The organism is Ningiella ruwaisensis, assembly GCF_004798935.1.
GTDB lineage: Bacteria > Pseudomonadota > Gammaproteobacteria > Enterobacterales > Alteromonadaceae > Glaciecola > Glaciecola ruwaisensis.
In genome coordinates this window covers 560215-584407 of the sequence record NZ_RAHT01000002.1, presented here as the reverse complement: position 1 = coordinate 584407, position 24193 = coordinate 560215, and the positions used below count along the sequence as shown (strand labels likewise).

22 protein-coding genes are annotated in these 24193 nt (G+C 44.1%); 9 read left to right on the top strand and 13 right to left on the bottom strand.

Features of this window, described 5'->3' with window-relative positions; all coding sequences use genetic code 11:
• Positions 1 to 13: 13 nt before the first annotated feature.
• Positions 14 to 2149 (bottom strand): tetratricopeptide repeat-containing sulfotransferase family protein, encoded by a 2136-nt coding sequence (locus D6V41_RS05980; protein WP_241664438.1) that lies wholly within the window; start codon positions 2147 to 2149, stop codon positions 14 to 16.
• Positions 2150 to 2248: 99 nt separating this feature from the next.
• Positions 2249 to 4900, bottom strand: a complete 2652-nt coding sequence (locus tag D6V41_RS05975; protein ID WP_136250555.1) for a TonB-dependent receptor — start codon at positions 4898 to 4900, stop codon at positions 2249 to 2251.
• A gap of 357 nt (positions 4901 to 5257) precedes the next feature.
• Between D6V41_RS05975 and D6V41_RS05970 the strand changes: the two genes are divergently transcribed.
• Together D6V41_RS05970 and D6V41_RS05965 are read left to right on the top strand one after the other, a co-directional pair.
• Positions 5258 to 7228, top strand: a complete 1971-nt coding sequence (locus D6V41_RS05970; protein WP_136250554.1) for a BCCT family transporter — start codon at positions 5258 to 5260, stop codon at positions 7226 to 7228.
• Positions 7229 to 7292: 64 nt separating this feature from the next.
• Positions 7293 to 7769, top strand: coding sequence for a MarR family winged helix-turn-helix transcriptional regulator (locus D6V41_RS05965; protein WP_136250553.1), 477 nt, complete (start codon positions 7293 to 7295; stop codon positions 7767 to 7769).
• Between the two features lie 3 nt (positions 7770 to 7772).
• On the opposite strand, the gene ispB is transcribed toward D6V41_RS05965, so the two are convergent.
• On the bottom strand, positions 7773 to 8744 hold the full coding sequence (gene ispB, locus D6V41_RS05960; RefSeq protein WP_136250552.1) for an octaprenyl diphosphate synthase: 972 nt from the start codon (positions 8742 to 8744) through the stop codon (positions 7773 to 7775).
• Between the two features lie 285 nt (positions 8745 to 9029).
• Here ispB and rplU point away from each other — a divergent pair, with 285 nt between their 5' ends.
• The 7 genes from rplU to folA all read left to right on the top strand — a co-directional run bounded on the left by rplU (position 9030) and on the right by folA (position 16693).
• Entirely contained in the window at positions 9030 to 9341 is a 312-nt protein-coding gene (gene rplU, locus D6V41_RS05955; RefSeq protein WP_136250551.1) for a 50S ribosomal protein L21, read from the top strand.
• A 15-nt stretch (positions 9342 to 9356) separates the two neighbouring features.
• Entirely contained in the window at positions 9357 to 9614 is a 258-nt protein-coding gene (rpmA, locus tag D6V41_RS05950) for a 50S ribosomal protein L27 (protein ID WP_136250550.1), read from the top strand.
• Positions 9615 to 10106: 492 nt separating this feature from the next.
• Positions 10107 to 11276 (top strand): Obg family GTPase CgtA, encoded by a 1170-nt coding sequence (gene cgtA, locus D6V41_RS05945; protein ID WP_136250549.1) that lies wholly within the window; start codon positions 10107 to 10109, stop codon positions 11274 to 11276.
• Positions 11277 to 11424: 148 nt separating this feature from the next.
• On the top strand, positions 11425 to 12552 hold the full coding sequence (locus D6V41_RS05940) for an efflux RND transporter periplasmic adaptor subunit (protein WP_136250548.1): 1128 nt from the start codon (positions 11425 to 11427) through the stop codon (positions 12550 to 12552).
• Positions 12552 to 15656: an efflux RND transporter permease subunit gene (locus D6V41_RS05935; RefSeq protein WP_136250547.1), complete on the top strand. Its 3105-nt coding sequence runs from the start codon at positions 12552 to 12554 to the stop codon at positions 15654 to 15656. The genes D6V41_RS05940 and D6V41_RS05935 overlap by 1 nt, the downstream gene beginning before the upstream one ends.
• A gap of 10 nt (positions 15657 to 15666) precedes the next feature.
• Entirely contained in the window at positions 15667 to 16131 is a 465-nt protein-coding gene (locus D6V41_RS05930) for a GNAT family N-acetyltransferase (RefSeq protein WP_136250546.1), read from the top strand.
• Positions 16132 to 16201: 70 nt separating this feature from the next.
• Entirely contained in the window at positions 16202 to 16693 is a 492-nt protein-coding gene (gene folA, locus D6V41_RS05925) for a type 3 dihydrofolate reductase (protein WP_136250545.1), read from the top strand.
• Here folA and D6V41_RS05920 read toward each other — a convergent pair.
• The 10 genes from D6V41_RS05920 to ftsB form a co-directional block, all read right to left on the bottom strand.
• Positions 16674 to 17189 (bottom strand): hypothetical protein, encoded by a 516-nt coding sequence (locus tag D6V41_RS05920; protein WP_241664437.1) that lies wholly within the window; start codon positions 17187 to 17189, stop codon positions 16674 to 16676. The genes folA and D6V41_RS05920 overlap by 20 nt on opposite strands.
• A gap of 68 nt (positions 17190 to 17257) precedes the next feature.
• Positions 17258 to 18265, bottom strand: coding sequence for an RNA polymerase sigma factor RpoS (gene rpoS / locus D6V41_RS05915; protein WP_136250544.1), 1008 nt, complete (start codon positions 18263 to 18265; stop codon positions 17258 to 17260).
• Between the two features lie 79 nt (positions 18266 to 18344).
• Positions 18345 to 19169, bottom strand: a complete 825-nt coding sequence (locus tag D6V41_RS05910; protein ID WP_136250543.1) for a peptidoglycan DD-metalloendopeptidase family protein — start codon at positions 19167 to 19169, stop codon at positions 18345 to 18347.
• Between the two features lie 65 nt (positions 19170 to 19234).
• Complete coding sequence (locus D6V41_RS05905) at positions 19235 to 19813, bottom strand: YqaA family protein (RefSeq protein WP_136250542.1); 579 nt, start codon at positions 19811 to 19813, stop codon at positions 19235 to 19237.
• The gene (locus D6V41_RS05900) at positions 19810 to 20451 is read right to left on the bottom strand and encodes a protein-L-isoaspartate(D-aspartate) O-methyltransferase (RefSeq protein ID WP_421907609.1); all 642 of its coding nucleotides are present in this window, start codon (positions 20449 to 20451) and stop codon (positions 19810 to 19812) included. The genes D6V41_RS05905 and D6V41_RS05900 overlap by 4 nt, the downstream gene beginning before the upstream one ends.
• A gap of 8 nt (positions 20452 to 20459) precedes the next feature.
• Positions 20460 to 21224 carry a 5'/3'-nucleotidase SurE gene (surE, locus tag D6V41_RS05895; RefSeq protein WP_136250541.1) on the bottom strand — a complete coding sequence of 255 codons (765 nt, stop codon included), beginning with the start codon at positions 21222 to 21224 and terminating at the stop codon, positions 20460 to 20462.
• Entirely contained in the window at positions 21209 to 22321 is a 1113-nt protein-coding gene (gene truD / locus D6V41_RS05890) for a tRNA pseudouridine(13) synthase TruD (protein WP_136250540.1), read from the bottom strand. Before truD ends, surE begins: the two co-directional genes overlap by 16 nt.
• Positions 22318 to 22803 carry a 2-C-methyl-D-erythritol 2,4-cyclodiphosphate synthase gene (gene ispF, locus D6V41_RS05885; RefSeq protein WP_136250539.1) on the bottom strand — a complete coding sequence of 162 codons (486 nt, stop codon included), beginning with the start codon at positions 22801 to 22803 and terminating at the stop codon, positions 22318 to 22320. The genes truD and ispF overlap by 4 nt, the downstream gene beginning before the upstream one ends.
• The gene (ispD, locus tag D6V41_RS05880) at positions 22800 to 23528 is read right to left on the bottom strand and encodes a 2-C-methyl-D-erythritol 4-phosphate cytidylyltransferase (RefSeq protein WP_136250538.1); all 729 of its coding nucleotides are present in this window, start codon (positions 23526 to 23528) and stop codon (positions 22800 to 22802) included. The genes ispF and ispD overlap by 4 nt, the downstream gene beginning before the upstream one ends.
• A 2-nt stretch (positions 23529 to 23530) precedes the next feature.
• Positions 23531 to 23812, bottom strand: coding sequence for a cell division protein FtsB (gene ftsB / locus D6V41_RS05875; RefSeq protein ID WP_136250537.1), 282 nt, complete (start codon positions 23810 to 23812; stop codon positions 23531 to 23533).
• Between the last annotated feature and the right edge of the window lie 381 nt (positions 23813 to 24193).

Genomic DNA, 24193 nt, shown 5'->3' with positions numbered 1-24193 from the left:
TGTCCGACATCCCTCACAGGATGTCGGCTAAACGCTCTTTCAGCGGATGTAGCTGCTCGGAGAAATGTTTCCATTGCTCCACACTGCTTTTAAAGATTGGTTGGCGCACTTGCTCTGAACTTGGTGTTTTTATCACCCGTTTGGTCTTATGAAAGTCCAGACAGGATTGTTCAAATTCCAGGTTACAGAATTTCAGGATGCGTCTTACTTGTCCTTCCAAATCATTTAACACGTCCTCATGCTGAACACGCAGCACAAAATCGGGTAACACTCTGTCCCAGTGTGCCATCATCTCGACATAGTCCAGATAGTATTGGGCAATATCATCAAGCCCATAAGTAAACTCTTGCCCTTCGCCAAAAAGTTGCTTGAAGCCGCTAAAACAACACGCCATGGGTTCTCGCCGCGCATCGATAACTTTCGCATTAGGGAGGATGAGTTTAATAAGTCCAATGTGCATAAAGTTATTCGGCATTTTATCAATGAAAAAAGGAGCGGCGTCTCTATATACCCTGGTATCCTGAATGTACTGCTGTCCAAATCGAGCGAAGTACTGTGGGTCAAGCTTCTCTAGCATATCCGGATAGGCTTGGCCCTTTTCGCTTGAGCGCGCACCTTTTAAGTGAGTTCCCTTTAAACGACTTCCCCTTAAACGACTTCCCCTTAAACGACTTCCCCTTAAACGAGAGACAAGCGCCATAATATTATGCAGCTCCATCGTACCATCCACCTTGGAATGAGATGCCAAAATTTGTTCCAGCAGGGTAGAGCCCGCTCTTGGCAAGCCAACAATAAAGATGGGGTCAGGCGCCTCACATCCACAGCCTTTCAGGGCATCGAATAATGAAGGCATAAATACACGTTTTTGATTCGCTACCTGTTGACTGATAATTTCAGGCTTGTAGTCAAGCTGAGAGCGCTTGAGAGCATTTCCCCTGCTGTAATAGTCAAAAGCCGCATCGTAATTTTTTTGGTCCTCCTGCGCCTTGCCTAAAGCAAAATAGAAGTGAATTTTATCGTCTGCATCGATGTGATCTTGTTCTTGCGATATTGACTGCTGTCTGGCCTGCTTTTCGATTTGCTCTTGCATATGTGATACTTCTTTATCACTAAATTTGTAGGTTTTTGTGTTTGCAAGACTCCAATAAGCATCGCCGAAGTCGGCTCGCTGTTTATAAGCGTTTTGATAGGCTGATATCGCTTTATCAAACTCGCCTTTTGCTTTAAGCGCATGGCCAAGCAAAAGATATAGGGCAGCTTGTTCGCTTGTATTGTCAATAAGCTGTTGATATAAGGCAATCGCTTGGTCTAATTCACCCAGACCAACCATGGCGCTGGCTTTCGCACTTACTATCGGTGGATGCATTGGATGTGCTTTAAGTAAAGTATCTGCGCAATCTTTAGCGGCCTGAAATCGTCCCATTTTTGATAATAGTTTCAAATACTCAAGCCCGCCGGCTTTGTGCTCAGGGTAAAGCGCAAGTAAACTTTCCAGTAAAAACTCAGCATCGTTATACACTTTCAGTTTAATACCAATTTCAGCCAACAATAACATCGCTTCGGCTTCATGTTTATGCTGCTGCAAATACTGTCTACACAGCCTGTCTGCTCCGTAAAGCTGCCCATCATAGATTAAATCGCGCGCATGCAATATCGGTTTGGGCAAAGCTTCCAAATAGTCAATTTGTCCCTGAGCAAGCTTTACAGCCTTCAGGTTCTGAGTATCTTGATAAAAGCTCAATAAAGCTTTCCAGCTTGAGAGCAAGGCAGGATTAATTTGGGTGGCAGAATAAAAATGTTTGGCTGCCTGCAGCGATTGGTTTTGGTTTCGATAAACGTAGGCCAGTTCCTGATGTGCTCTTGCATGCGATGACTTAAGCGTAAGGATTTGCTTGTTCGTCTCTATAGCTTTATTAAATTCGCCACTTAAGCGGTAGGACACGGATAATAAATACAAAAACGTAATTTTGTCTGACAGATTGTTTTCCGTGCCGTTATCTTGAGTGCTTAAGTGCTCACGGCATTGATTGATTGCGTCATGAAAATTACCCTGAGAGATAAGTGATTTGATCGTTTGCTGCGCCGACTGAATCTTCACCGGATCATTGCTCTGCTCATTTGATGATGTCTCAGCTTGTTCTTTACTCAAATCTTCATTCCTGCCTTTTTGTATACGCTAATCTTTTAGCCTACTGACTGATATAAAAAAGGCAAGCTTTGCGCTTGCCTTTTGGTTGGTAAAAAAGGGCTAGAAGAAGTCGTAAGACAGTCTTACCCCAACCGTACGTGGGCGATTTGTTACTACCTTGGGCGTAAACTGCTGGGTATCGATATATAGCACTGCATTTTCATCAAATACGTTATCGACATATAGCTCAGCTTTCCACTCATCGTTAGTAATACCAAAAGCCACATTCGCGATATAATAGCTTTCCTGCACATAACGCCCGCCTCGGAAAGTATTTCCGTCTGCATCAGCATAAGTCACACCTTCGAACACTGCGGCTTCTTGTTCTATGGGTAAACCAGAGCCAGTGCCATAGATTAGTTGGGTGGCATCTTCTACCACAAAGGCGTCCATATTCATGCCAGCTAACCTGTCGCCAGTGTAGGATATTGAGCCGTTCACATAGCCGGTTAAGCCATTCTCTAACTCATAGAAGTACTTGGCACGCAAATTCCCTGAAAAACTTGCCGAATAAGGCAGTTCTGCGCCAACAGGCAGAGCAATACCTTCAAGTTCCGGATTCACGTCGGTAAGCTCAGTATCCAGAATGCTAAAAGCACCATCAACGATGAGGTTATCTGTCGCAAGCCAAGTGATATCGGCGTCCAGACCTGTAATTTCTGCGTTCCCTACATTATCGGTGAAGACCAAAAAGCTGATATTTGTTGGGTCAAATCGCGAGGTCTGCAGATCCGTGATTTCAGAATAGTATGCCGTTGCATTTACACGTAAAATCCCATCCAGAAAATCACCTTTCATTCCCAGTTCGTAGTTATCCAGCGTATCGGTAAGTGAATAAACAGGAATACGGAAACCTTCAAAAGCACCTGACTGATTAGTTGCCAGTCCACCGCCTACACGATTAGTTACAGGTGGTCTGAAGCCTTCAGAGTATGTTGCAAACAGGAGTACATCATCAGATGCTCTCCAATCCAGTGAGAATTTAAAAATCGTGTCATCTACGGTTAACACTCCGTCGTCATCTAATAGACCAACGTCTAACTGGCCACTATCGATTGCAGATTGTACTGCCGCAGGGTCTAAGCCAACAGCGGTTAATTCCGCTGGGTCAAGGGTACCAAAGGCACGCAGCCTTCGACTTACATCTACGGTGGTAGTAGAGCCTTTGTAAATATCATCAATTTGATACCAGCGCGCTCCCACACTCGCGGTTAAGGTTTCAGTCAAGTCGTATTCAAGTTGACCAAATACCGCTATTTGATCAATACCGTGGGACACATCATTGACAAAGCTAATTTCAGACGGGAAAGGGCCGCCATCGCTATTGATGCCTTCATTACCTACAAGCATACGCTGTAAGTCAGTGAAAAAGCCTAACTCAGTGTTGGCGATGTTAAACAAGCCAACCGTATCAACATCTTGCTCATCATAAAAAATACCGGCCGTAACCCGCCAATCATTATCGGCATCTGTATTAATACGAAGCTCGTGAGTCATACGTGAAGTTGAGGTATCTTCTTTATAAAATTTGGTGGGATCCAGGCAGCGCTCATCAGCAGGGGTCGCGGCTTCATAGTGATTACACACATAATAAGCTGAAAATAATCCACCGTTAGTATAACCAGTGTAATCGATGGTTGAATCAATATCCCGATCAAGGTATCCACCGGTGTAAACGACGTCAAGTTTGGCAAGTCGGCCCTCCAAGGTCCAGGTCGTTAAACCAAATTCGTCATCATTGTCTTCTGGCGTAAAGCGATTGGTTGAACTCTCACCATCAAGATTAGGGTCATACGCAAATACACCCTCGGTCTCTAGTGTCTGTTGAGTGTGCTGAACGAGAAGTTTCCAGTCATCGTTGATGATGTAAGACACGCCAAAGCGCGCGCCTGAGTATATGGCGTCATTGAAGTCATCTTCTACTAAGCGGTCATTGTTTGGAGAAACAACAGGAGTGTTTTCCGGGTCACTAAGTACACCCCCTGAAATACGGTCAATGACTACAGCGCTACCGATATAACCACCTTCGCCCGGACGGTTTTCGATATTATCAATCCAACCGCCCATTTTTGCGTTATAAGCGGCAACTCGAACGGCTAAATTATCGGTAACAACAAAATTAAAAAATGCTTCTACAGAATTGCTGTTTTCACCGCCTCGCGTGGTAGAAAAATCCGTGTCAACGCCTGCTGAAAAGCCAAAGTGATCCGGTTTTTTGGTAATCAGGCGCACCGTACCAGATTGTGAACTTGCACCAAACAGTGTCCCTTGCGGGCCAGGTAAAACCTCTATTCGCTCCATATCGGTTGCATACACATCCAGGTTTCGACCCTGCATGGAAATAGGTTGCTCGTCTAGGTATAAGGCGACCGACGGCTGAAGGGCCTGGACAGATGAAACTGAGATATTGGTTTGTGTAGTGGCCGCCCCACGAATGTATATCTCATTTTGGCCGGGGCCTGTACCTTGAAAAGTAACGTTCGGTAAAAATTCGACGTAGTCATTAAAATCATCCACGCCAAGACTTTCAAGCGCCTCTCCATCAAGCGCTGTTACCGAAACGGGAACATCTTGAATGGATTCAGCGCGCTTGGTAGCGGTTACTTCAATGGTTTCAATTTTTGCTTTTGCATTGCCTTGCTCTTGTTGAGCAAAAACAGAAGAACTCGCCAGGGCCGCAAAAACGGCCAAACTTATTCTCGATTTATTCATGTGTGTGTATACCCCTAAGTCAGGTTAAATGTGATATCACGTCTGATTTTTTTAGAAAACGGCTTTTAAAAACGTGTTCAAACTAAATAATGATAAACATCTTGCTATAAACTGCAAAATGCATAGTGTTCTAACTATAATTATAGCCATTATTTACTACTAAATGACAATTAATTTGGATTATATTGGCCAAGATGCAATAATTTTGCGTTTTTATAATTAGAAATCTAAGCATTAGCATTGTAGTAAATAGCAATTTTATCGCGAGTGCGATAACCTCAGAATTGGGGTCATGTTCAGGACCTTACTTTTTCAGGACCTAATTTTTTCAGAATATAACTTTTTCAGGATATAACTTTGCAGTCACCCAATTTGTCCTCTCCGCTTAATAAAAAGGTATTTGTGCCCGCGTCATGCGCCATTGTGGCGTTATTGCTTTTTGCTGTTTTTGCCCCAGAGTTGGCCGATCGTTTGTTTCAAAGCGCGCAATCGGCCATTGTGCTAAATGGATCATGGTTTTACGTGCTAAGTGTTGCCATTATTTTGGTGGCAGTGATTTATTTAGGGCTTTCGCGCTATGGCTCCATAAGGCTTGGGCCTGATCATGCGCTGCCAGATTATTCCTTGTTAACCTGGCTCTCTATGCTGTTTGCTGCTGGCATGGGAATAGGCTTAATGTTTTTTGGCGTAGCTGAGCCTGTAATGCACTACCTGTCGCCACCTAGTGCGCAAGCCGGTACGGTTGAAGCGGTGCGCGAAGCGATGAAAACTACCTTTTTCCATTGGGGGCTGCATGCATGGGCCATATATGCAATTGTTGCACTCGTGCTGGCGTATTTTAGTTTCAGACACAATTTGCCGTTAACCCTTCGCTCTTCCTTGTTTCCCTTCATAGGAAACCGAATTTATGGTTGGACTGGACATACTGTCGATATTTTTGCGGTGATTAGCACAATTTTTGGTGTTGCTACCTCGCTTGGCTTGGGAGCGTCCCAAATCAACAGCGGTCTGTCTTATCTTTTCGGTTTAGAAGTAAGTGCTTTTAATCAGATTCTGTTAATGACTGCCATCATCGCTATTGCCATCGTGTCAGTTGTGTCTGGTCTGGATAAAGGCATTCGACGTTTATCAGAAGCCAACATGATTATGGCTGTAGCGCTTCTGATTTTTGTTCTGGTGCTTGGTCCAACGGTCTTTTTATTACAGGCTTATCTGCAAAATACAGGTGCGTATTTGTCCGACATCATTCGCAATACCTTCAACCTGTTTACCTATGAAAAGAGTGACTGGATTGGCGGGTGGACGATTTTCTATTGGGGCTGGTGGCTCGCTTGGGCACCCTTTGTCGGCTTATTCATTGCTAGAATCTCGCGAGGTCGCACCATTCGCGAGTTTGTAATGGGGGTCTTACTTATTCCAACTGCGTTCACGCTCTTGTGGATGACAGTATTTGGTAATTCAGCGATAGAATTGATCATCGAGCAGCAAAAGACAGGTTTAAGCAACATGGTGAATGAAGATGCTTCAGCTGCGCTGTTTTTGTTTCTGGAATCATTCCCCTTAAACGAACTGCTTTCTGGAATTGCTATTGCGATGGTAGTGATTTTTTTCGTCACATCCTGCGATTCAGGTGCAATGGTTGTCGATATGTTATGTTCTCATGGTCGAAACGACACACCTGTATGGCAACGCATTTACTGGGCACTAGGCGTAGGTATTGTCGCTGCTATCTTGCTGGCAGCCGGTGGGCTAACGGCTTTGCAAACCATGACGATAGCTTCTGCATTACCATTTGCACTGATTCTATTGCTGTCTATTTTAGGTTTGATGAAAGCATTAAGAGTGGATGAATACAAACGCGAGGCGCAGCTATTTAATTCGGCGCCGATTTACCCCTCTGAACACGAGCAAGCCTGGCAGGAAAGATTGCAAACAATTGTTGATTTTCCAAACAAACTTGCGGTACAGAATTACCTTGAAAAGATCGTCAAACCAGCCTTTGATAGCGTTGTGAAAGAGTTTCGCAAACACAATATTGTTGCTCATATCGAACAAAAAAAAGACTGGATAGAATTGACCGTAGAGCACGGCGAAGAGCAAGATTTCGTCTATGGTGTTCATAGAAGAAAGTATGTTCAGCCTGAATATGCATACGCCGATGAACAAGCCCTCGACAGTGATGATGAACACATTTATTATCGTGCCGAAGTGCATCTTAGTGAAGGTGGGCAAGACTATGACATTATGGGGTGGTCTAAGCTTGCGGTTATAAATGATGTCGTTGACCAGTATCACAAACATCAGCATTTCTTGCATTTACTTCGCTAATTAAAACGACAGTTGTTTCCATCAATAGTCACTTTTTGGAAGCAAGTATTTCAGGATTGTAGTCATGCAAAAAGACGAAGAGCTCTTGATTGCTTTACGCAGGGTGATCCGTGCGATTGATATTCGCTCAAGACAGCTTAACAAAGAGGCCGGACTCACTGGCCCACAGTTGATTGTAATGCAAAATATTGCTTCAAAGCCCGGGATCATGGTTAGGCAAGTGGCCGATAATATCAACCTATCTCCAGCAACGGTGACTAGCATACTCGATCGTTTAGAAGTCAAAGGATTAGTTAAGCGGGTAAGAAGCACCGATGACAAGCGAAGAGTAGGTGTATTTCTAACCGATGAAGGTCAATCGATGTTGGAAAAAGCGCCATTGCCCTTTCAAGAGCATTTCATCAATCGATTCTCACAATTGGAGCTTTGGGAACAAAGCCAAATGGTGGCAACAATGCAACGGATAGCCAGCATGATGGATGCGGAGAGCATTGACGCAGCACCTGTACTGGAAATAGGCAATTTGGAAGATAAAGAGTAAGTTTTAGGCATCTCGGTTTATTGCTATATCGGCCAAACTTAAAAGCGCTTTCTTGTAATTTGATTCAGGCAAAATGGTAATGGCTGCTTTAGCTTTATCAGCTTCCGCTTGCGCAAGCTGCCTTGTGTAATCAATAGACCCAGCTTGATGCATTGAGGTTAGTATCATATCGAAATGTGGCATCCCATCTGCATTTTCAATAGCGCTTTTAATGACTGTTGCCTGTTCCTCCGGTGCATTCCACAGCGCATGTAAGAGGGGTAGGGTTGGTTTGCCTTCTGCCAGATCATCTCCTGCCTGTTTACCCATTTCATCAGAGTTAGCGGTGTAATCAAGTACATCATCAATTAGCTGAAATGCGGTGCCTAAATGTTTGCCATAAGTCTGCATTGCGTTTTCAACATCACTGCGCTGGTCAGTCAAAACAGCAGCGAGCTGCGTTGCGGCTTCAAACAATCTGGCAGTCTTGCTGTAGATAACATCTAAGTAGCGCGCTTCAGTGGTGCTTGGGTCATTACAATTCATCAACTGCATAACTTCGCCTTGCGCTATACGGTTGGTCGCATCTGAAAGTATTTCCATGACTCGCATGCGCTTTAGCTCTACCATCATTTGAAACGCGCGAGAGTAAAGAAAATCTCCAACTAACACACTGGCCTGATTGCCAAACAGTTCGTTTGCGGTTTCTCGCCCTCGGCGCATGGTCGATTCATCAACCACATCATCATGTAAAAGGGTTGCGGTGTGAATAAATTCGACAATAGCAGCTAGCGTATGATGCTCGTTATTCTGTATGTTAAGTGCACGCGCTGCCAGAACGGTCAATAATGGTCTTAGCCTTTTTCCGCCACTGTTGACAATGTAAAAACCTAATTGGTCAATTAACGCAACGTCGGAACTGACTTGCTGTTGTATTAACTGGTTGACGGCTTGCATATCCGCGTTCGATAATTGTTTGATGCTCTCTAAATCCACATTTACATCCGCATAAATGGTCTTAAATTGTTTTTCAGCTCTTTACACTGAAAAGACGACTTTTATGATTATTATTCTTACATTATTCAAAAGCTTCGGCTACTAGATGTTTGATTTTAACGTGCTTTTGCCAGTAAAGCGTGTATAAACACCTTGGCGAATAAAAATTATGCAAAATAAACGCGATTATTCGCTATATTAGGCTTGTCAGGAGAGGAAAGTTTACGTACAATTCGCGCCCTGTTTTTTGAATTGAGCGCAATGGGCGCTACAGCGGAGAGAATTATGTACGCGGTTTTCCAAAGTGGTGGTAAACAACACCGTGTGGCCGAGGGCCAAACCGTTCGTCTTGAGAAAATCGAAGTTGCTCCAGGTGAGTCAGTAGAGTTCGATGATATCTTGATGGTCAGTAATGGTGACGATATTAAAATCGGTACACCATTTGTAAAAGGCGGCAAAGTGACTGCTGAGGTAGTTACGCATGGTCGTGGTGAGAAAGTTAAAATTGTGAAGTTCCGTCGTCGTAAGCATTCACGCTCACAGATGGGACATCGTCAGTGGTTCACAGAAGTGAAAATCACTGGTATCCAGGCATAATTAGGAGACGAACACATGGCACATAAAAAGGCTGGTGGTAGTACTAAAAACGGTCGTGATTCAATCAGCAAACGCTTAGGTGTTAAGCGTTTTGGCGGTGAGTCTGTACTAGCAGGTAACATTATTGTTCGTCAGCGCGGTACTAAATACCACGCAGGTGACAACATGGGAATTGGTAAAGATCACACTTTATTCGCATTATCTGATGGTAAAGTGCAGTTTGAAACCAAAGGTCCTAAAAACCGCAAATACGTTAGCATCGTTGCTGAATAAGCACCTAGCGAGCTTTTAGAAAAACCCCGCTTCATGCGGGGTTTTTTGTCGCTTTGTATCGGTATGCACAGCAGAAGGGGCGTTCACAAAGACGCTTTGCGCCATCCATGGCCGCTTCACCAAAACCATCCTTGGTTTTGGAGACTTTGTGAACGCCCCTTCTACTGTGCATTAGGCTTCAAACAAAACTCATGCTGGGTAGTCAGAAGGGTAGGCATTGTCTAGACTATAGGTGAGTCGCCATATTGCTTAGTTAATTTAAAAAGCTTTATGAAGTTTGAGGAGCGCTTGCACAGGGAGGCTACTAGTATAGTAAAGCATCACAGGCCATGGATGGCCTGTGTTGAGCGGCCGGGATGGCGAACAGCGTCTTTGCTATACTAGTAGCCTCCCTGTGTAAGTGCTGTTAACAAAAGCCAAATGCCAAAGAGCAAATGCTCTATACAAAAAGAGCAAGTGCTCTACACAGAAGCAATAAAATCGAGTAGTAAAATGAAATTTGTAGATGAAGCAGAAATACGAGTCGAAGCAGGTGACGGCGGAAATGGGGTCGTCGGGTTTAGACGCGAAAAATACATTCCCAAAGGCGGTCCTGATGGCGGCGATGGTGGTGATGGTGGAAGCGTTTACCTCGAAGCTGATGAAAACCTGAACACGCTTATCGATTATCGCTTTGAACGATTTCATCGCGCACAGCGAGGTCAAAATGGTCAGGGCAGTAATTGTGTTGGACGCAAAGGTGAAGACCTGACTTTGAAAGTACCCGTGGGAACCCGTGTAACTGATAAGGAAACGCTTGAAGTTCTTGGAGACTTAACCAAGCATGGTCAACGCTTGAAAGTGGCTCAAGGCGGTTTTCATGGATTGGGAAATGCGCGATTTAAAAGCAGCACGAATCGTGCACCTCGACAAAAAACCAACGGGTCACCGGGTGAAATTCGTACCCTTCAATTAGAGTTAATGCTTTTGGCTGATGTTGGTTTGTTGGGAATGCCGAATGCAGGTAAGTCTACCTTTATTCGAAGTGTATCTGCTGCTAAGCCAAAAGTGGCCGATTATCCATTTACTACCTTGGTTCCTAACTTAGGCGTCGTTCGCCTTGATTCGCAAGCCAGTTTTGTAATCGCGGATATACCCGGTTTAATTGAAGGCGCGTCAGATGGTGCGGGTTTAGGTATACAGTTTTTAAAGCACCTTGAGCGCTGTCGAATACTTTTGCATCTGGTAGACATTATGCCAGCCGATGGTTCAGACCCGGTTGAGAACGCACTTACCATTATTCATGAATTGGAAACCTACAGCCCTAAACTTGCTGCAAAGCCAAGATGGCTAGTCTTTAACAAAGTCGATTTAATGCTCGAAGACGAGGCAGAAAAACTTTGTAGCGATATTGCCGAACAAATGGGGTGGGACGAGGATTATTATCAAATATCCGCATTTCACAAGCTGGGTGTAGATGAAGTTTGTCAGGACCTGATGGCCTTTTTAGATAGTCTGCCGCCGGTGGAGACAAGTGATTCAAATGAGGAAGAGCAAGACTTTAAATGGGATAGCCATTATAAACCGGGTCTTGAGAACAGACATGAGCAAAATGATGTAGAAGATGATGAAAATGACGATGACGACGATGACCATCCGAATGTCATCTATACAAAGGAATAATGATTTAAATTGCCTCTTCATTAAAAAGGCTTAATCTTTACTAAAAAGTGATCAAGATTAAGCCGTCCTCAGTTATAATAAGCTCATAAAATCAATGTAAATAAGAGCATTTGAAAAGCGTAGAGTGATGCTCAAACAGTAGGTTCTTATGCAGCTTTCACTTCAAAAATGTGCTTTGTTCACCTTTATACTGACCTTGTTTGTTCCCTATGCACATTCGCAATGGCGGGGGGCAGACCAACCTAAACTTGTAGTGGTAGAGCCCTTAAGCTTTGAATACGAAACGACCTTGATTGAAGCTGTCGGCACCGCTCAGGCCAAGCGATCTGTGACTTTGTTTCCAAGCGTATCGGATGAGGTTACAGCAGTAAACTTTGTGCCAGGCCAGTCAGTTAAGCAAGGCGATATTCTGATTGAGATGGATAGCCGTCTTCAGGATGTCGCTATCCGACGCGCCACTATACAGTTAGAAGACGCAAAACGTAATTTGGATCGTGTCAAACAAAGCGTCGCGAAAGGTGCGCTTACGCAAAGTGAATTAGACACAGCTGACACTGCGTTAAAACTGGCTGAGGTTGCACTACAGGAAGCGAAAGAAAATAAAGAAGATAGATTGGTGCGTGCTCCGTTTGATGGCGTTGTGGGTCTGACGGAAGTTGAAGTGGGTGATCGCATTACACCTCAAACAGAAATAACCACGCTTGATGACCGTGAAGCGCTATTTGTTAACTTTGTGGCTCCCGAAATGGCGGTCTCGTATCTTATGCAAAAGCCAGAAGTGCAATTGGAACCGTGGACTGATCGAACGATTCGCCTGGATGCTCGTATTGGGGAAGTTGATTCAAGAGTAAATACAGGCGACAGAACTATTCGGGCGAGAGCGCTTCTTGAAAATGAAGACGACCAGTACCGCCCTGGTATGAGTTTTAGGGTGTCTTTGGAAGTACTTGGTCAACGATATGTTGCCATTCCCGAGGCTGCGCTTTCCTGGGGCTCTACCGGTGCCTATGTCTGGTTGGCAGATGATAATGCAGCCAAGCGAGTTGATGTGCAAGTTCAGCAACGTATGCGTGGGCGCATCCTTGTTTCAGGTGATCTTCGAGATGGTGAGATTTTGATCATCGAGGGCATACAGGGACTTCGTTCGGGGCAGCCTTTAAATATTCAAAACCCAGATGCGATTGTGAACAAGAACGATGCTAATATAACGAACCAAGTAGAAAAGTTGGGTAAAAAGATAAATCAAAAGCAGTCTGAACAAGAGGTTGCAATCTAATGTTTAATAACAATCTTTTTAAAGATGATCTTCCCTCTTTATCCATTCGCCGTCCTGTACTGATTCTTGTATTAAATCTCTTAATCGTTGTCGCGGGTTTCTCTGCTATCTATGGCCTAGAAGTGAGAGAGCTCCCTGATGTAGACAGACCAATTATTACCGTAAGGGCAGACTATCCGGGTGCGGCGCCTGAAACGGTGGATGCTGAAGTAACAAGCCGATTGGAAGGCGCTGCCGCACGCGTGAGCGGTGTGAAGTCTATTCAGGCTTCAAGTGAAGAAGGTAACAGCCGAGTTCGTATCGAATTCAGGCCAGGCGTTGACATTGAAGACGCAGCTAATGAAACGAGAGAGTCGGTTGCACGTGTTCAAAGAGGTTTACCAGAAGAAGTTGAGCAAGTTTCAGTCATAAAAGCAGATGACGATGCTCAGGCAGTAGTAAACATTGCCGTATCAAGCCCTCGTTACGACTTAGAGACCTTGACCGATATTGTTGAAACCGACCTGGCTCCCTTGTTTTTAAACATTCCTGGCGTTGCAGACGTGCGCCTGGACGGTGACAGACAAAGGGTATTGCGCGTGAGCGTTGATAATCTGCGTTTGACCAGTTTTCAGTTGTCCATCTCCGATGTTGCACAAGCCTTAAACACGGCGCCATTCGATGTTCCTGCGGGCAGTATTCGTTCTTCCGATCAGCAGCTTATCGTTCGTGCTGATGCAACTTCTGTATCTGAACAGGACGTCCGCGATATCGTGATTGCTGGCGACGTGAAGGTTGGCGATGTTGCCAACGTTTATTTTGGACCTGCCGATTTAAGCAGCATCGTTAGACTGGATGGAACACCAGTAATTGGTTTGGGCGTTATTCGACAAGCGCGTTCTAATACCATTGAAATATCGGATGAAGTTTTATTGATGGTGGAGAGTCTGCGCGAGCGTTTCCCCGATCTAAATATGACCGTTACGTCAGATGACGCCGAGTTTATTCGCGATTCAGTGAATGAGGTTTTGCAATCTCTTGTGTTCACCATTGCTTTGGTGATTTTCACTTTGCTGGTGTTTATTGGGAAATTTCGGGCAACCCTTATTCCAGCACTTGCTATTCCAGTTTCTTTGATTGGTTCGCTGGCGCTGCTTTGGGCCTTTGGTTTCTCAATCAATATCCTTACCTTACTTGCGCTTGTTCTTGCGACAGGCCTGATAGTTGATGACGCCATTGTTGTTTCAGAGAATATTCAACGCCGTCGTGCCGCTGGCATGGGTGCGCGTGCAGCCGCTGTTATCGGTACACGTGAAGTATTCTTTGCAGTTGTTGCGACAACCGCAGTCTTAGTTGCTGTTTTTGTGCCGATCGCGTTTCTACCGTCTACCGCAGGACGATTGTTCAGAGAGTTTGGTGGCATTTTGGCTGGAAGCGTAATTATCTCTTCGTTTGTTGCATTATCCCTTGTGCCAGCGCTCACCGCAAAAATCCCACCTCTGGACATGAATAAACAGAAAACGCCCGGATTGCTCAGTCGCTTTGGTAAAGCGTGCGTAAATGGCTATGAGCGTAGCCTCAAGTTTGTACTCAAGTACGCCATTCTCGTTGTGTTTGCATGTGTAGCAATTGCTGGTGGTGCTTACTTTGTTTTTAATGAACTGGAAAATGAGTTACTGCCTTCGGAAGATAGAGGAGTAGTGCGTATTTTCGCTCGTGGACCGGATGGAACTGGAATCAACTTCATGGATCGACAAGCGTTAAAAACAGAAGAATTATTGATCCCGAATGTCGACCAAGGTGAAATTGAGTCTATTTACACCGTAGTTGGAAGATGGGATCCAAACATTCTTTTTATCACGGTGCCTTTGGTGAACTGGGAAGATAGGGAGCGCTCTCAGGAAGAAATCATCAGTGATTTACGCCCACTACTAAGTGAAGTCGCCGGTGCTCCAGGTCGTGCGTTTGGTGGTAACAGTCTCAATTTGCGTGGTTTCGGTGGTGGAATGGAAATGGCTTTAACAGGTGACGACTACTTGGAAATCTACCAAGCTGCATTGGAATTTGCCAAATTAGTTGAAGATAACCTGCCGGAGCTGGGTCGCGTGGATATTTCGTATCAACCAACGCAGCCACAATTGCGAGTCAATATCGACAGACGTCGAGCAGAGGAACTGGGTGTCGCATTTGACGATGTTTCAAGAACACTGCGCGCAGCAATTAATGGCGATGATATCGTTGATTTAAATGTTGGCGATCAGGCCGTCCCCATAATTTTGCAAGCAAATAGTCGAAATTCATTGGACCCTGCGAACATATTGAATTTATACGTGAGTTCGCGCAATGGTAATTTGGTGCCGCTTTCAAGCGTTGCCTATGTGACAGAGGAAGGGGTAGCAGCGGAGCTTGAGCGCCATGCTCAGCGACGCGCAATAGAGCTAGAGATGGATTTACCGCCTGAAGTGACTATAGAGCAGGCAGTGAATGCGATTCGTGATCTAGCAAATGAAAGTCTTCCCTCTGGTATCGGTTTAGTGTTTTTAGGCGAAGCGCAGACTTTTGAAGAAACAAATCAACAGGTTATGTTAACTTATGTGTTAGCATTTTTGATTGTTTTGCTCGTTCTGGCGGCGCAGTTTGAAAGCTTTAATAGTGCCTTTGTTGTAATGCTTACCGTGCCTTTTGGAATTGCTGCTGCAGTTTACGCCTTGTTTTTAACCGGCACGTCCGTGAATATCTACTCACAGATTGGTTTGGTCATGCTGATTGGCTTACTTGCTAAAAATTCTATTTTATTAGTCGAATTTGCCAATCAGTTGCGTGACAGGGGCTTAGGTATTGAAGAGTCCATTATTGAAGCGGGTAAGGTGAGGCTTCGCCCCATCATGATGACTTTGGTTTCAACAATTCTGGGCGGCTTACCTTTGATCCTTTCCACAGGAGCTGGAGCTGAGGCGCGTAATGCCATTGGATGGGTCGTGTTTGGTGGTTTGGGGCTGGCTGTTGTCTTTACACTGTTCTTAACCCCAGTGCTATATTATGCATTTGCGCGCTTTACCAAGCCACGCGCAGATGAGGCGAACAAACTGAACTTAGAGCTAGAAGCGGCTGAAAAGCAAGTATGATTGTGTACTAATGAGTCAATTTAAGTATTTGTGTATCCCGTTTAATGAGTTAACTAACTCACAGCTATATCAAATTCTAGCCTTAAGAAGCGAGGTGTTTGTTGTTGAACAAGCCTGCATTTATCAGGATATTGACGAAAAAGACAGACAAGCAGGTGTGCATCATCTTTTGTTATTAAAAAAAGATAAATTAATTGGGTATGCACGCCTCTTACCGCCTAAAATAAGCTATCCCGATCCCAGTATAGGCAGAATTGTAATTGCACCTGGTGCACGTGGAGAGGGTTTGGGAAAGTTATTGATCAAAGCAAGCATAAACCACACTCAGAAACTTTGGCCTGCTTTACCTATTACAATTGGCGCTCAAAGTCATCTATCATTGCTCTACCAGTCTTTCGGTTTCAAAGAAATTTCTCCTCATTACGACGAAGACGGTATAATGCACGTTGACATGCAATTGGCGCCCGTCAATTGAGGTCGATTAAGATTAAACATAACTTAGCAGCATCAAGCTTAAAAATAACACGACTGGATAAATTGATAGAATGAAAATTTCGCTTATTGCCGCGATGGCAAAAAATCGCGTTATCGGAAAAGATAACGAAATGCCGTGGCATCTCCCTGCCGATTTGAAGCATTTTAAATCAGTGACTATGGGATTACCTGTCATCATGGGGAGAAAAACCTATGAATCGATTGGTAAAGCGCTTCCAGGGCGTGAAAATATCGTTATCAGTCGCAATAAATCCTATCAGTTAAATGATGCTTGTGTTGTCCCGAATGCTGAGGACGCACTCGCCGTCGCTCAGAAAACTGCAAATGAGGTGATGGTGATCGGGGGAGGCAAAATTTATGAACTGTTTTTGCCCGAAGCACAGCAATTGTTTTTGACCTTTATTGATTTAGACGTGGAGGGAGACACGCAATTTCCCGATTGGACCGCAAACGCTAATTGGAAAGAAATAGAAAGTCATTCTCACAAAAAAGATGATAAAAACCCCTACGACTATAAGTTTGTTACACTTGCGCGCGAGTGAGCGTTTTAGACGAAAGACCAATGCTGTAAGCATAGCCATAGGCGGCACTAAACACTATAGAGGGTGCAACCGTTAACCATAAATTTGGTGTATTAAAGTATACATTTACGCCTATGACCAGGGTGCTTTGAATAAGCATGGCTGGAATAGGAACAAGAATGACTCCAGGCAAGGCTCTATCATGAAAAAGTGTCTTAAAAAACGTCAGAGAGCTTTTTACTGTTAGTTTGGTTGAGCAAGGAGATGCAGGTTCGTCTTTGGAAATGCGCGGAATAATAAATGCCAGACATATTCGTTTTTTATGCAGAATCCGATGAAAAAACTCCAAGAGCGCAGTAAAAATCAAGGTAGCAAGCGCGCTATACAAACCTTGAACCAAAGAGGCTTTAATTAACACGCTTTTGTCACTGGTAACAATAGCATTAGCGAAATACGCCCAGGCACCATAGAACATGAAGGCAATGAGTGCAGACAGTAATAAGCGGACAATTAGCACAATAGATCTATTCTCAAGTTTGCAAATAGGCAAGTATGCAAATTTACCGCAGTAATATTGCCTTTTAGCTATTCGACGCCAAATAGTGACTCTATACTTAGACCTTCATGTTTCAGAACTTCTTTCAATCTTTTTAGGGCTTCCACCTGAATTTGTCTGACTCTTTCCCGAGTCAGACCTATTTCAACACCTACTTCTTCCAGTGTAGCCGCTTCGTAACCCAAGAGGCCGAAGCGTCTTGCAAGTACTTCTCGCTGCTTGTCGTTTAACACATCGAGCCAATGCACAATATTATCTTGTATATTATTTGTTTGAAGCTGATTTTCTGGTCCGTCGTCGTTTTCGTCGGTAATTAAATCAACCAATGATTTATCGCCATCGCCGCCTAGCGGCGTATCCACTGAACTGATGCGTTCGTTAAGCTTTAACATGCGCTGAACACTACTAACCGGTTCACCTGCTGCCTCTGCGATTTCCTCTGCCGTAGGTTCGTGATCGAGCTCTTGAGCCAATTTTCGCGCAGTACGCAAATACAGATTTAATTCTTTAACGATATGAATGGGTAAGCGAATAGTTCGGGTTTGATTCATCAAGGCGCGTTCAATGGTTTGACGTATCCACCAAGTCGCGTAGGTAGAAAATCTAAAGCCTCTTTCGGGATCGAATTTTTCAACAGCCCGAATCAGGCCCAGGTTGCCCTCTTCAATTAAGTCAAGCAAGGCCAAGCCTCTATTGTTGTACCGTCGCGCAATTTTTACTACAAGTCGAAGATTGCTTACGATCATACGCTCTCTGGATGCTTCGTTACCGGCAATTGCTTCTCTGGCGAACTTGACTTCCTCTTCGGCACTTAATAATGGCGAAAAACCAATTTCATTCAAATAGATTTGAGTCGCGTCAAGCTGTTTTATGCTAATTTGCTCAGCTTTAAAGTCGTCTGATTTTTTACTATCCTCTTCTGCTTCATCAATGTCAGTTGAATCATCCTCTGGATCGTCTATAGATTCAAAGTCTAAACTATCCATGTCAAGCCTTTCAGCTTTGCGTGATTTTGCGTCGGTATTTTGAGTAACCATTTATGAGTAACTCCTTGAACTGGCTTGTAGCCTTGTCATGCTAATGTGTTTACCTTCTGTTTGACTAATCACATTAAAGCTATTGCGGTGGAAGATATTGAAAAGGGTCTTGAGATTTACCTTTTTTTCGGATCTCAAAATGTAACATGACGCTACTGGCGCCTGTCTGGCCCATTGTTGCAATCTGCTGTCCCTGTTTGACATAGCTCTGCTCACTTACCAATATCCGATCATTGTGCGCGTAGGCGCTAAGATATTCATCATCATGTTTAATAATGATTAAATTTCCATATCCTTTTAAGGCATTGCCTGCATAAACGACCTTGCCGTCTGCAGCAGCGAGAATTTCACTCCCCAAACGCCCTTTGATGTCTAAGCCTCGATTGCTACCATCACTCGCGACGGTGGCCACCTTGTGCTGTCCAGTGGCGGGCCAAATCCATCGACTTTTATAAGAATTAATCGAGGTTTTGGTTTTATTATTTTGAATTTTTCGATGATCTTTATCTACACTTCCACCATACGCTTGCGATGGTCTTGGGTCAACCTTTCTTTTGTTCGATTTATGAACAGTTTGCGCCAGCTCAATGTTTTCTTTGCCTGTTTTTGTCGCTAAGGGATTATCTGCTGGTTTGCTAAGACGCAGTTGCTGGCCGACTTTTATATCATAGGGAGGAGAAATACGGTTGAGTTTAGCAAGATCCCGGTAGGTATTTCCGCTGTAGAATGCGATAGAAAAAAGCGTATCACCCGCTTGAACGACATAGGTGTCGCCTGTAATTTCTGTGAGGTTGTTTTTAGATGCAAGCTTAGTTGATAGCGTATCAACGGGAGCAGGTTCGAAGCGAGAACTACATCCATTTAACAACAAAACTGAGCATGTAATAGTCAGCCAAACCCGCATTCAACCCTTTCCTTTTTTGGTGCCCGATTACACCATCAAACGCCTAATTTTCTGCAGTTACCAGGCTAGCGCAAAATAAAATAGGCAACCACACCAATAATGACCAAAGACCAACCAATAAATTCAATATAATCTTTTAGCTTAGCTTCCATTGGTGGCCCTCCATACTTCATAAATGCAGATACCAGGAAAAACCGCAGTCCGCGACCCACTGCGGAAGCCAATACAAAGGGAAAAAAGGCCATCGCCAGTGCGCCTGCACTGATGGTAAACACCTTGTAAGGTATGGGTGAAAAGCCTGCCAGAAAGACAACCCACACGCCGTAGTCGCTAAACCAGCTTTCGGCCAATAAAAGTTTGTCAGAATATCCCCATTCGTTAATTAAAGGGTCTACGAAGGATTCAAAAGCAAAATAGCCAAGGAAATACCCAAAAATACCGCCTATAACCGAGGCCACTGTGGTGACAAAAGCGAAGCGCCAGGCTTTATCTGTTTGGCTAAGTACCATTGGTGCCAGCATCACGTCTGGCGGAATAGGAAAAAAGGTGGATTCAGCGCAGCTTAAACCCGCCAAGTACTTCTCGGCGTGACGATGTTGTGACCATTTTAAACTTAAATCGTACAGGTATGTGAATAGCTTCACGCAAGCTCTCCGGCTATAAGAGGTACAAACTTAACGGTTTCTACACTTGTTTGCGACCGTTGTTCCTTTTTATTGTCAATACACAGTAATTGTTGCGAACCTTCGCCCACCGGAATAACCATACGTCCATGTTCGCTTAACTGCGCAATAAGCGCCTGTGGCACTTCTTTGGCTGCCGCAGTAACGATGATTGCATCATAGGGGGCTTTACTAGCCCAACCTTGCCAGCCGTCACCGTGCTTCATTTTTACATTATGCAGATCCAATTGATTTAGGCGTCGTTTTGCCTGAAATTGCAAAGTTTTAATTCGCTCCACACTGAAAACCTGCTTGAAAAGCTGAGTCAAAATAGCTGTTTGATAGCCTGAGCCTGTGCCGATCTCCAGTATATGCATTGGTGCAACATCTTGCGCTAACAATAGTTCAGTCATTCGGGCCACTATATAAGGCTGCGAAATCGTCTGGCCTTGCCCGATGGGCAAGGCGGTATTTTCATATGCTTTATGCTTAAGTGCATCAGGTATAAAGTGTTCACGCGGCGTACTGGCGATAGTATCCAGTACTCTGCGGTTACTGATCCCTTCTTTTTCAAGCACCTGGGCAAGCTGAAGACCTTTTCGAGTGGGCTTTAATATCATAGTGTTGTTTATTGCTTACTCTTGTTTTGCTTGGGCGATAACCAAGTATTCATCTTTTCAATCTGCTTGTGTACTGTCATGTCTGTAGATAGAGGACTTATTGAACAATAGCCGTGTTTCACTGCATGAAAATCGGTGCCAATTCCTGCATCAGCTTCATTTCCAAGCCTGCCATACCAGAAAATGCGATTTCCAAAAGGATCCTGATCTTCAATCATTGTTTTGGCACGATGCCGCTTTCCGCATCGTGTGGCACGAATACCTTGAATATCTTCAAGTGGCACATTAGGCACATTTACATTGAGTATTTCATTTGTTTTAAGCGGGTGCTGCTTCAGTCGCATAATTATATCAACCGTAAGCGCAGCGGCGGTTTCAAAATGCTGGTTATCTTTCGCACATAACGAAACAGCAATAGCGGGGTGTCCTAAATGCCGCCCCTCAAGTGCAGCGGCGACCGTTCCTGAATAAATCGTATCATCGCCTAAATTAGGTCCATGGTTTATGCCAGAAACTACCAGATCAGGCTCTTCAAACATGCCGCTGTTTACTCCTAACTGAACGCAATCAGAGGGTGTTCCGTTTACAGAGTAAAATCCATTATCGTTTTTTTGAATACGCAATGGTTGATGTAAAGATAAAGCATTGCTCATTCCAGAACAGTTTCTGTCAGGTGCGATAACAGTTACGTCAAAATGCGCGGATAGATGCTCGTGCATACAGGCAATACCACGAGCAAATACGCCGTCATCGTTACTTAATAAAATTCGCATAATTCTCTTAACACAGATGTTGCGAATGCGCCCGATGTAAGTGAAAAGCGCAGTTCCAATTCATTTTCTTTTAGCGTCCAACCAAGGTCTGCAGGATACAGCATTATAGGTCGTCTTTCCTGTTTAAGTCCTGCACTTACCAAGGTGCGAAGAATATTCTCATGGTCATTTAAACAGGCTTGCTCAAATTTTAGCGCTTCCTCTTCTACCAACGCTTTGCCTTTGCCTGCAAGTGAAGCCGTTATAAAAATGTCGCGTTGTCGCAGGCGCTCATTAAGTTCTTCTTCATTTTGTCCCTTTGCCTGTTTATTCGCATCACATATGAAAAAGCTGTTTGAGCCTGCTAACTGAAGTGCGTCTCCGCTAAGTATAGTCTCGTGCAGCTGTTGAGAGACGCGATTACTGACAATTTCGTTAAACAAAAAACTGCGAAGGGCCGAAATTGCCATCGAGCGTTTGTTTCGGTTTTTGATTACTTCGCCCTCAGCCATTCGCATCCCCAAATGCAAATTGCCGTTATATACGGTGCCATTTGCTGTATGCATTTCACCAAAGCGTTGTTGACCATAATAATTGGGAACGCCTTCTTTGGCGATTGTATTTATGCGGTTTGCAACTGCCTTTTCTATGTTTCCGGCATTTTCACTGTCAATGGGAGCAAATTCATGGAGTTTGATGATAAACGTATTGCCTTGCAATGCGCCAGTTTTGAGTTTTTTGTTGTGGCGTGTCGCGCTAAGCAAGTTGATATCGGGGTGGGAAAAGCTATTCCAATCTGGCGCTGCGTGCTTGCCTTGATAGACTGTAAAATATTGCTCAGTTAGGGCATATTTGTCTTTGCGTCCTGCATAGCTAATATCGCGCAGTGGAATACCGGAAAACCTTGCGAAAACTTCAGCGGCATATGCGGTATTCACATTTCTTTTTTGCACATGTAAAAAGTGATGTTCTCCTTCACCCGTTGGCTCAAATCCCAGGTTTTCTTGCACGATAAAATCTTCCGGCTTGATTTTAAATGCAGCTTTTCCAATGGCAGCTCCGTGCAAACGTGTCCACCGAGCTATTTCTGGTGAGGCAGATGAAAACGCTAAAGTCATTTTATGCTTACTGCCTGAACAAGTACTACAGCGTCAACCGCAATCCCTTCTTTTCGACCAACAAAGCCTAATTTTTCAGTGGTAGTGGCTTTTACACTAATTAGTTGAATGGGCAGGTCTAAAGCGTCAGCAATTGTTAAACGCATCGCGTCGATATGCGCTGCAAGCTTTGGTGCCTGAGCGGCAATGGTCAAGTCCGCATTGATAAGCTCATATCCTTCTTGCTGAACAAGTTCATACACTTTTTTTAACAAACTTATCGAATTCGCCCCCGCGTAATTGGGATCTGTATCAGGAAAGTGCTTGCCAATATCCCCTAATGCCAGCGCACCAAGTAAAGCGTCGCTAAACGCATGTAAAGCGACATCGCCATCAGAATGCGCAATAAGGCCTGTCTCATGGGGGATGTGTACGCCACACAATAATAGTGGCTTGTCGCTACCAAATTTATGGACGTCATAGCCATGACCAATGCGGATCATAGACGCTCCTGCTGTAATAAATAAAATTCTGCCAATGCCAAATCCTCTGGTCGCGTGATCTTGAAGTTACAAGACTCACCTTCCACTAAAGCCACGTTGCCCCTCACATATTCGATTGCAGACGCTTCGTCTGTAATTGTCGCGTGCTCAGCCAAGGCTTGTTCCAACGCTGATTTGAGTAAGTTTAGTGAGAAGCCCTGAGGCGTTTGCGCCTGCCACAGATACTGCCTATCTACCGTTTTTTCTATATAAGTGGCCTTATCTCTTTTTGTCTTTGCCAGTTTAATGGTATCCACAACTGGCATAGCTAAAATGGCACCTTGCTCTATGCTCGCGCGCTCTATGAGTGCATCGAAATTTTTTCGTGTTAACCCCGGACGAGCCGCATCATGCACAAATACCATATGCTGATTTTGTTCCTGTTCTGACAATATTGATTGCAAATAAACTAAACCTTTGAGCACGCTATTGGCGCGTTCTTGTCCGCCTGGCGTTTGATGAATCTTGTTGTGACTCGAGATGCTCATCGACTTGAATATAGTGTCTTTCTCAGACAAACAGACCACAATGCGAGCAACATTTGGATGTGTTAAGAAAGTGTCGAGCGTATGCTCGATAACTGTTTTGCTTCCTATTTTCAGATATTGTTTGGGAAGTGATTTACCCATACGAGATCCCACACCTGCGGCAGGAATAATGACTGATACCGATGAGTGTGATTCCATTTTTACTCTTTTGGCAAAATGCGGTAGAAGGTCTCGCCTTCTTTGATAAGACCCAATTCGTTGCGAGCACGCTCTTCCATTGAGTCTATGCCAAGCTCCAAATCTTCAATGTCTGCTTTAAGCAAGGCGTTGCGCTGCTCTAAATTTGCGTTTTGCTGCCTAAGTTGCGCGATTTGTTCTTGCATACTGTTGTAATCAGAAATACTGTTTTTGCCGAACCACAAGCGCACCTGTAACCCGATTAGGAGCGTTATCAAAATGACGGCAATCCACTTGTGTTTCATAAATTTCTCGTGCGTTTTTTTAATAAATGTATGCAAAGCAATGCCACTTAGCGTGCTTCTGAAAATATACCATAGAATTTATGCCATTAGCCACAAACCGTGCCATTGCGCACTTAATGACTGTGTGAGTAATTTGTTTTTACAACAGCCGGCAGACAAAAACGCATTAATATTCGCTATCTGTTAATGAGATGTATCAGTTTGCATGCTAACGCGACAGCTTTTACTTAGCATAAAATGACTCCTTTTTTACTGATTTATAGGCTTTGCATCCTAAAGCAAACCTACATTTTGTCTTTTTAGTTTCTATTTTGACTGACACCTTTAAATTAGCGCTATTCGGGTGTTTTTCTATTTGGTTATACAGGGCTTGCATTGATA

Coding starts and splice junctions, on each gene's coding strand:
- D6V41_RS05975 (WP_136250555.1), bottom strand. CDS start 4,900: ATGAATAAATCGAGAATAAGTTTGGCCGTTTTTGCGGCCCTGGCGAGT.
- D6V41_RS05965 (WP_136250553.1), top strand. CDS start 7,293: ATGCAAAAAGACGAAGAGCTCTTGATTGCTTTACGCAGGGTGATCCGT.
- rplU (WP_136250551.1), top strand. CDS start 9,030: ATGTACGCGGTTTTCCAAAGTGGTGGTAAACAACACCGTGTGGCCGAG.
- rpmA (WP_136250550.1), top strand. CDS start 9,357: ATGGCACATAAAAAGGCTGGTGGTAGTACTAAAAACGGTCGTGATTCA.
- cgtA (WP_136250549.1), top strand. CDS start 10,107: ATGAAATTTGTAGATGAAGCAGAAATACGAGTCGAAGCAGGTGACGGC.
- D6V41_RS05940 (WP_136250548.1), top strand. CDS start 11,425: ATGCAGCTTTCACTTCAAAAATGTGCTTTGTTCACCTTTATACTGACC.
- D6V41_RS05935 (WP_136250547.1), top strand. CDS start 12,552: ATGTTTAATAACAATCTTTTTAAAGATGATCTTCCCTCTTTATCCATT.
- D6V41_RS05930 (WP_136250546.1), top strand. CDS start 15,667: ATGAGTCAATTTAAGTATTTGTGTATCCCGTTTAATGAGTTAACTAAC.
- folA (WP_136250545.1), top strand. CDS start 16,202: ATGAAAATTTCGCTTATTGCCGCGATGGCAAAAAATCGCGTTATCGGA.
- rpoS (WP_136250544.1), bottom strand. CDS start 18,265: ATGGTTACTCAAAATACCGACGCAAAATCACGCAAAGCTGAAAGGCTT.
- D6V41_RS05910 (WP_136250543.1), bottom strand. CDS start 19,169: ATGCGGGTTTGGCTGACTATTACATGCTCAGTTTTGTTGTTAAATGGA.
- D6V41_RS05900 (WP_421907609.1), bottom strand. CDS start 20,451: ATGATATTAAAGCCCACTCGAAAAGGTCTTCAGCTTGCCCAGGTGCTT.
- surE (WP_136250541.1), bottom strand. CDS start 21,224: ATGCGAATTTTATTAAGTAACGATGACGGCGTATTTGCTCGTGGTATT.
- truD (WP_136250540.1), bottom strand. CDS start 22,321: ATGACTTTAGCGTTTTCATCTGCCTCACCAGAAATAGCTCGGTGGACA.
- ispF (WP_136250539.1), bottom strand. CDS start 22,803: ATGATCCGCATTGGTCATGGCTATGACGTCCATAAATTTGGTAGCGAC.
- ispD (WP_136250538.1), bottom strand. CDS start 23,528: ATGGAATCACACTCATCGGTATCAGTCATTATTCCTGCCGCAGGTGTG.
- ftsB (WP_136250537.1), bottom strand. CDS start 23,812: ATGAAACACAAGTGGATTGCCGTCATTTTGATAACGCTCCTAATCGGG.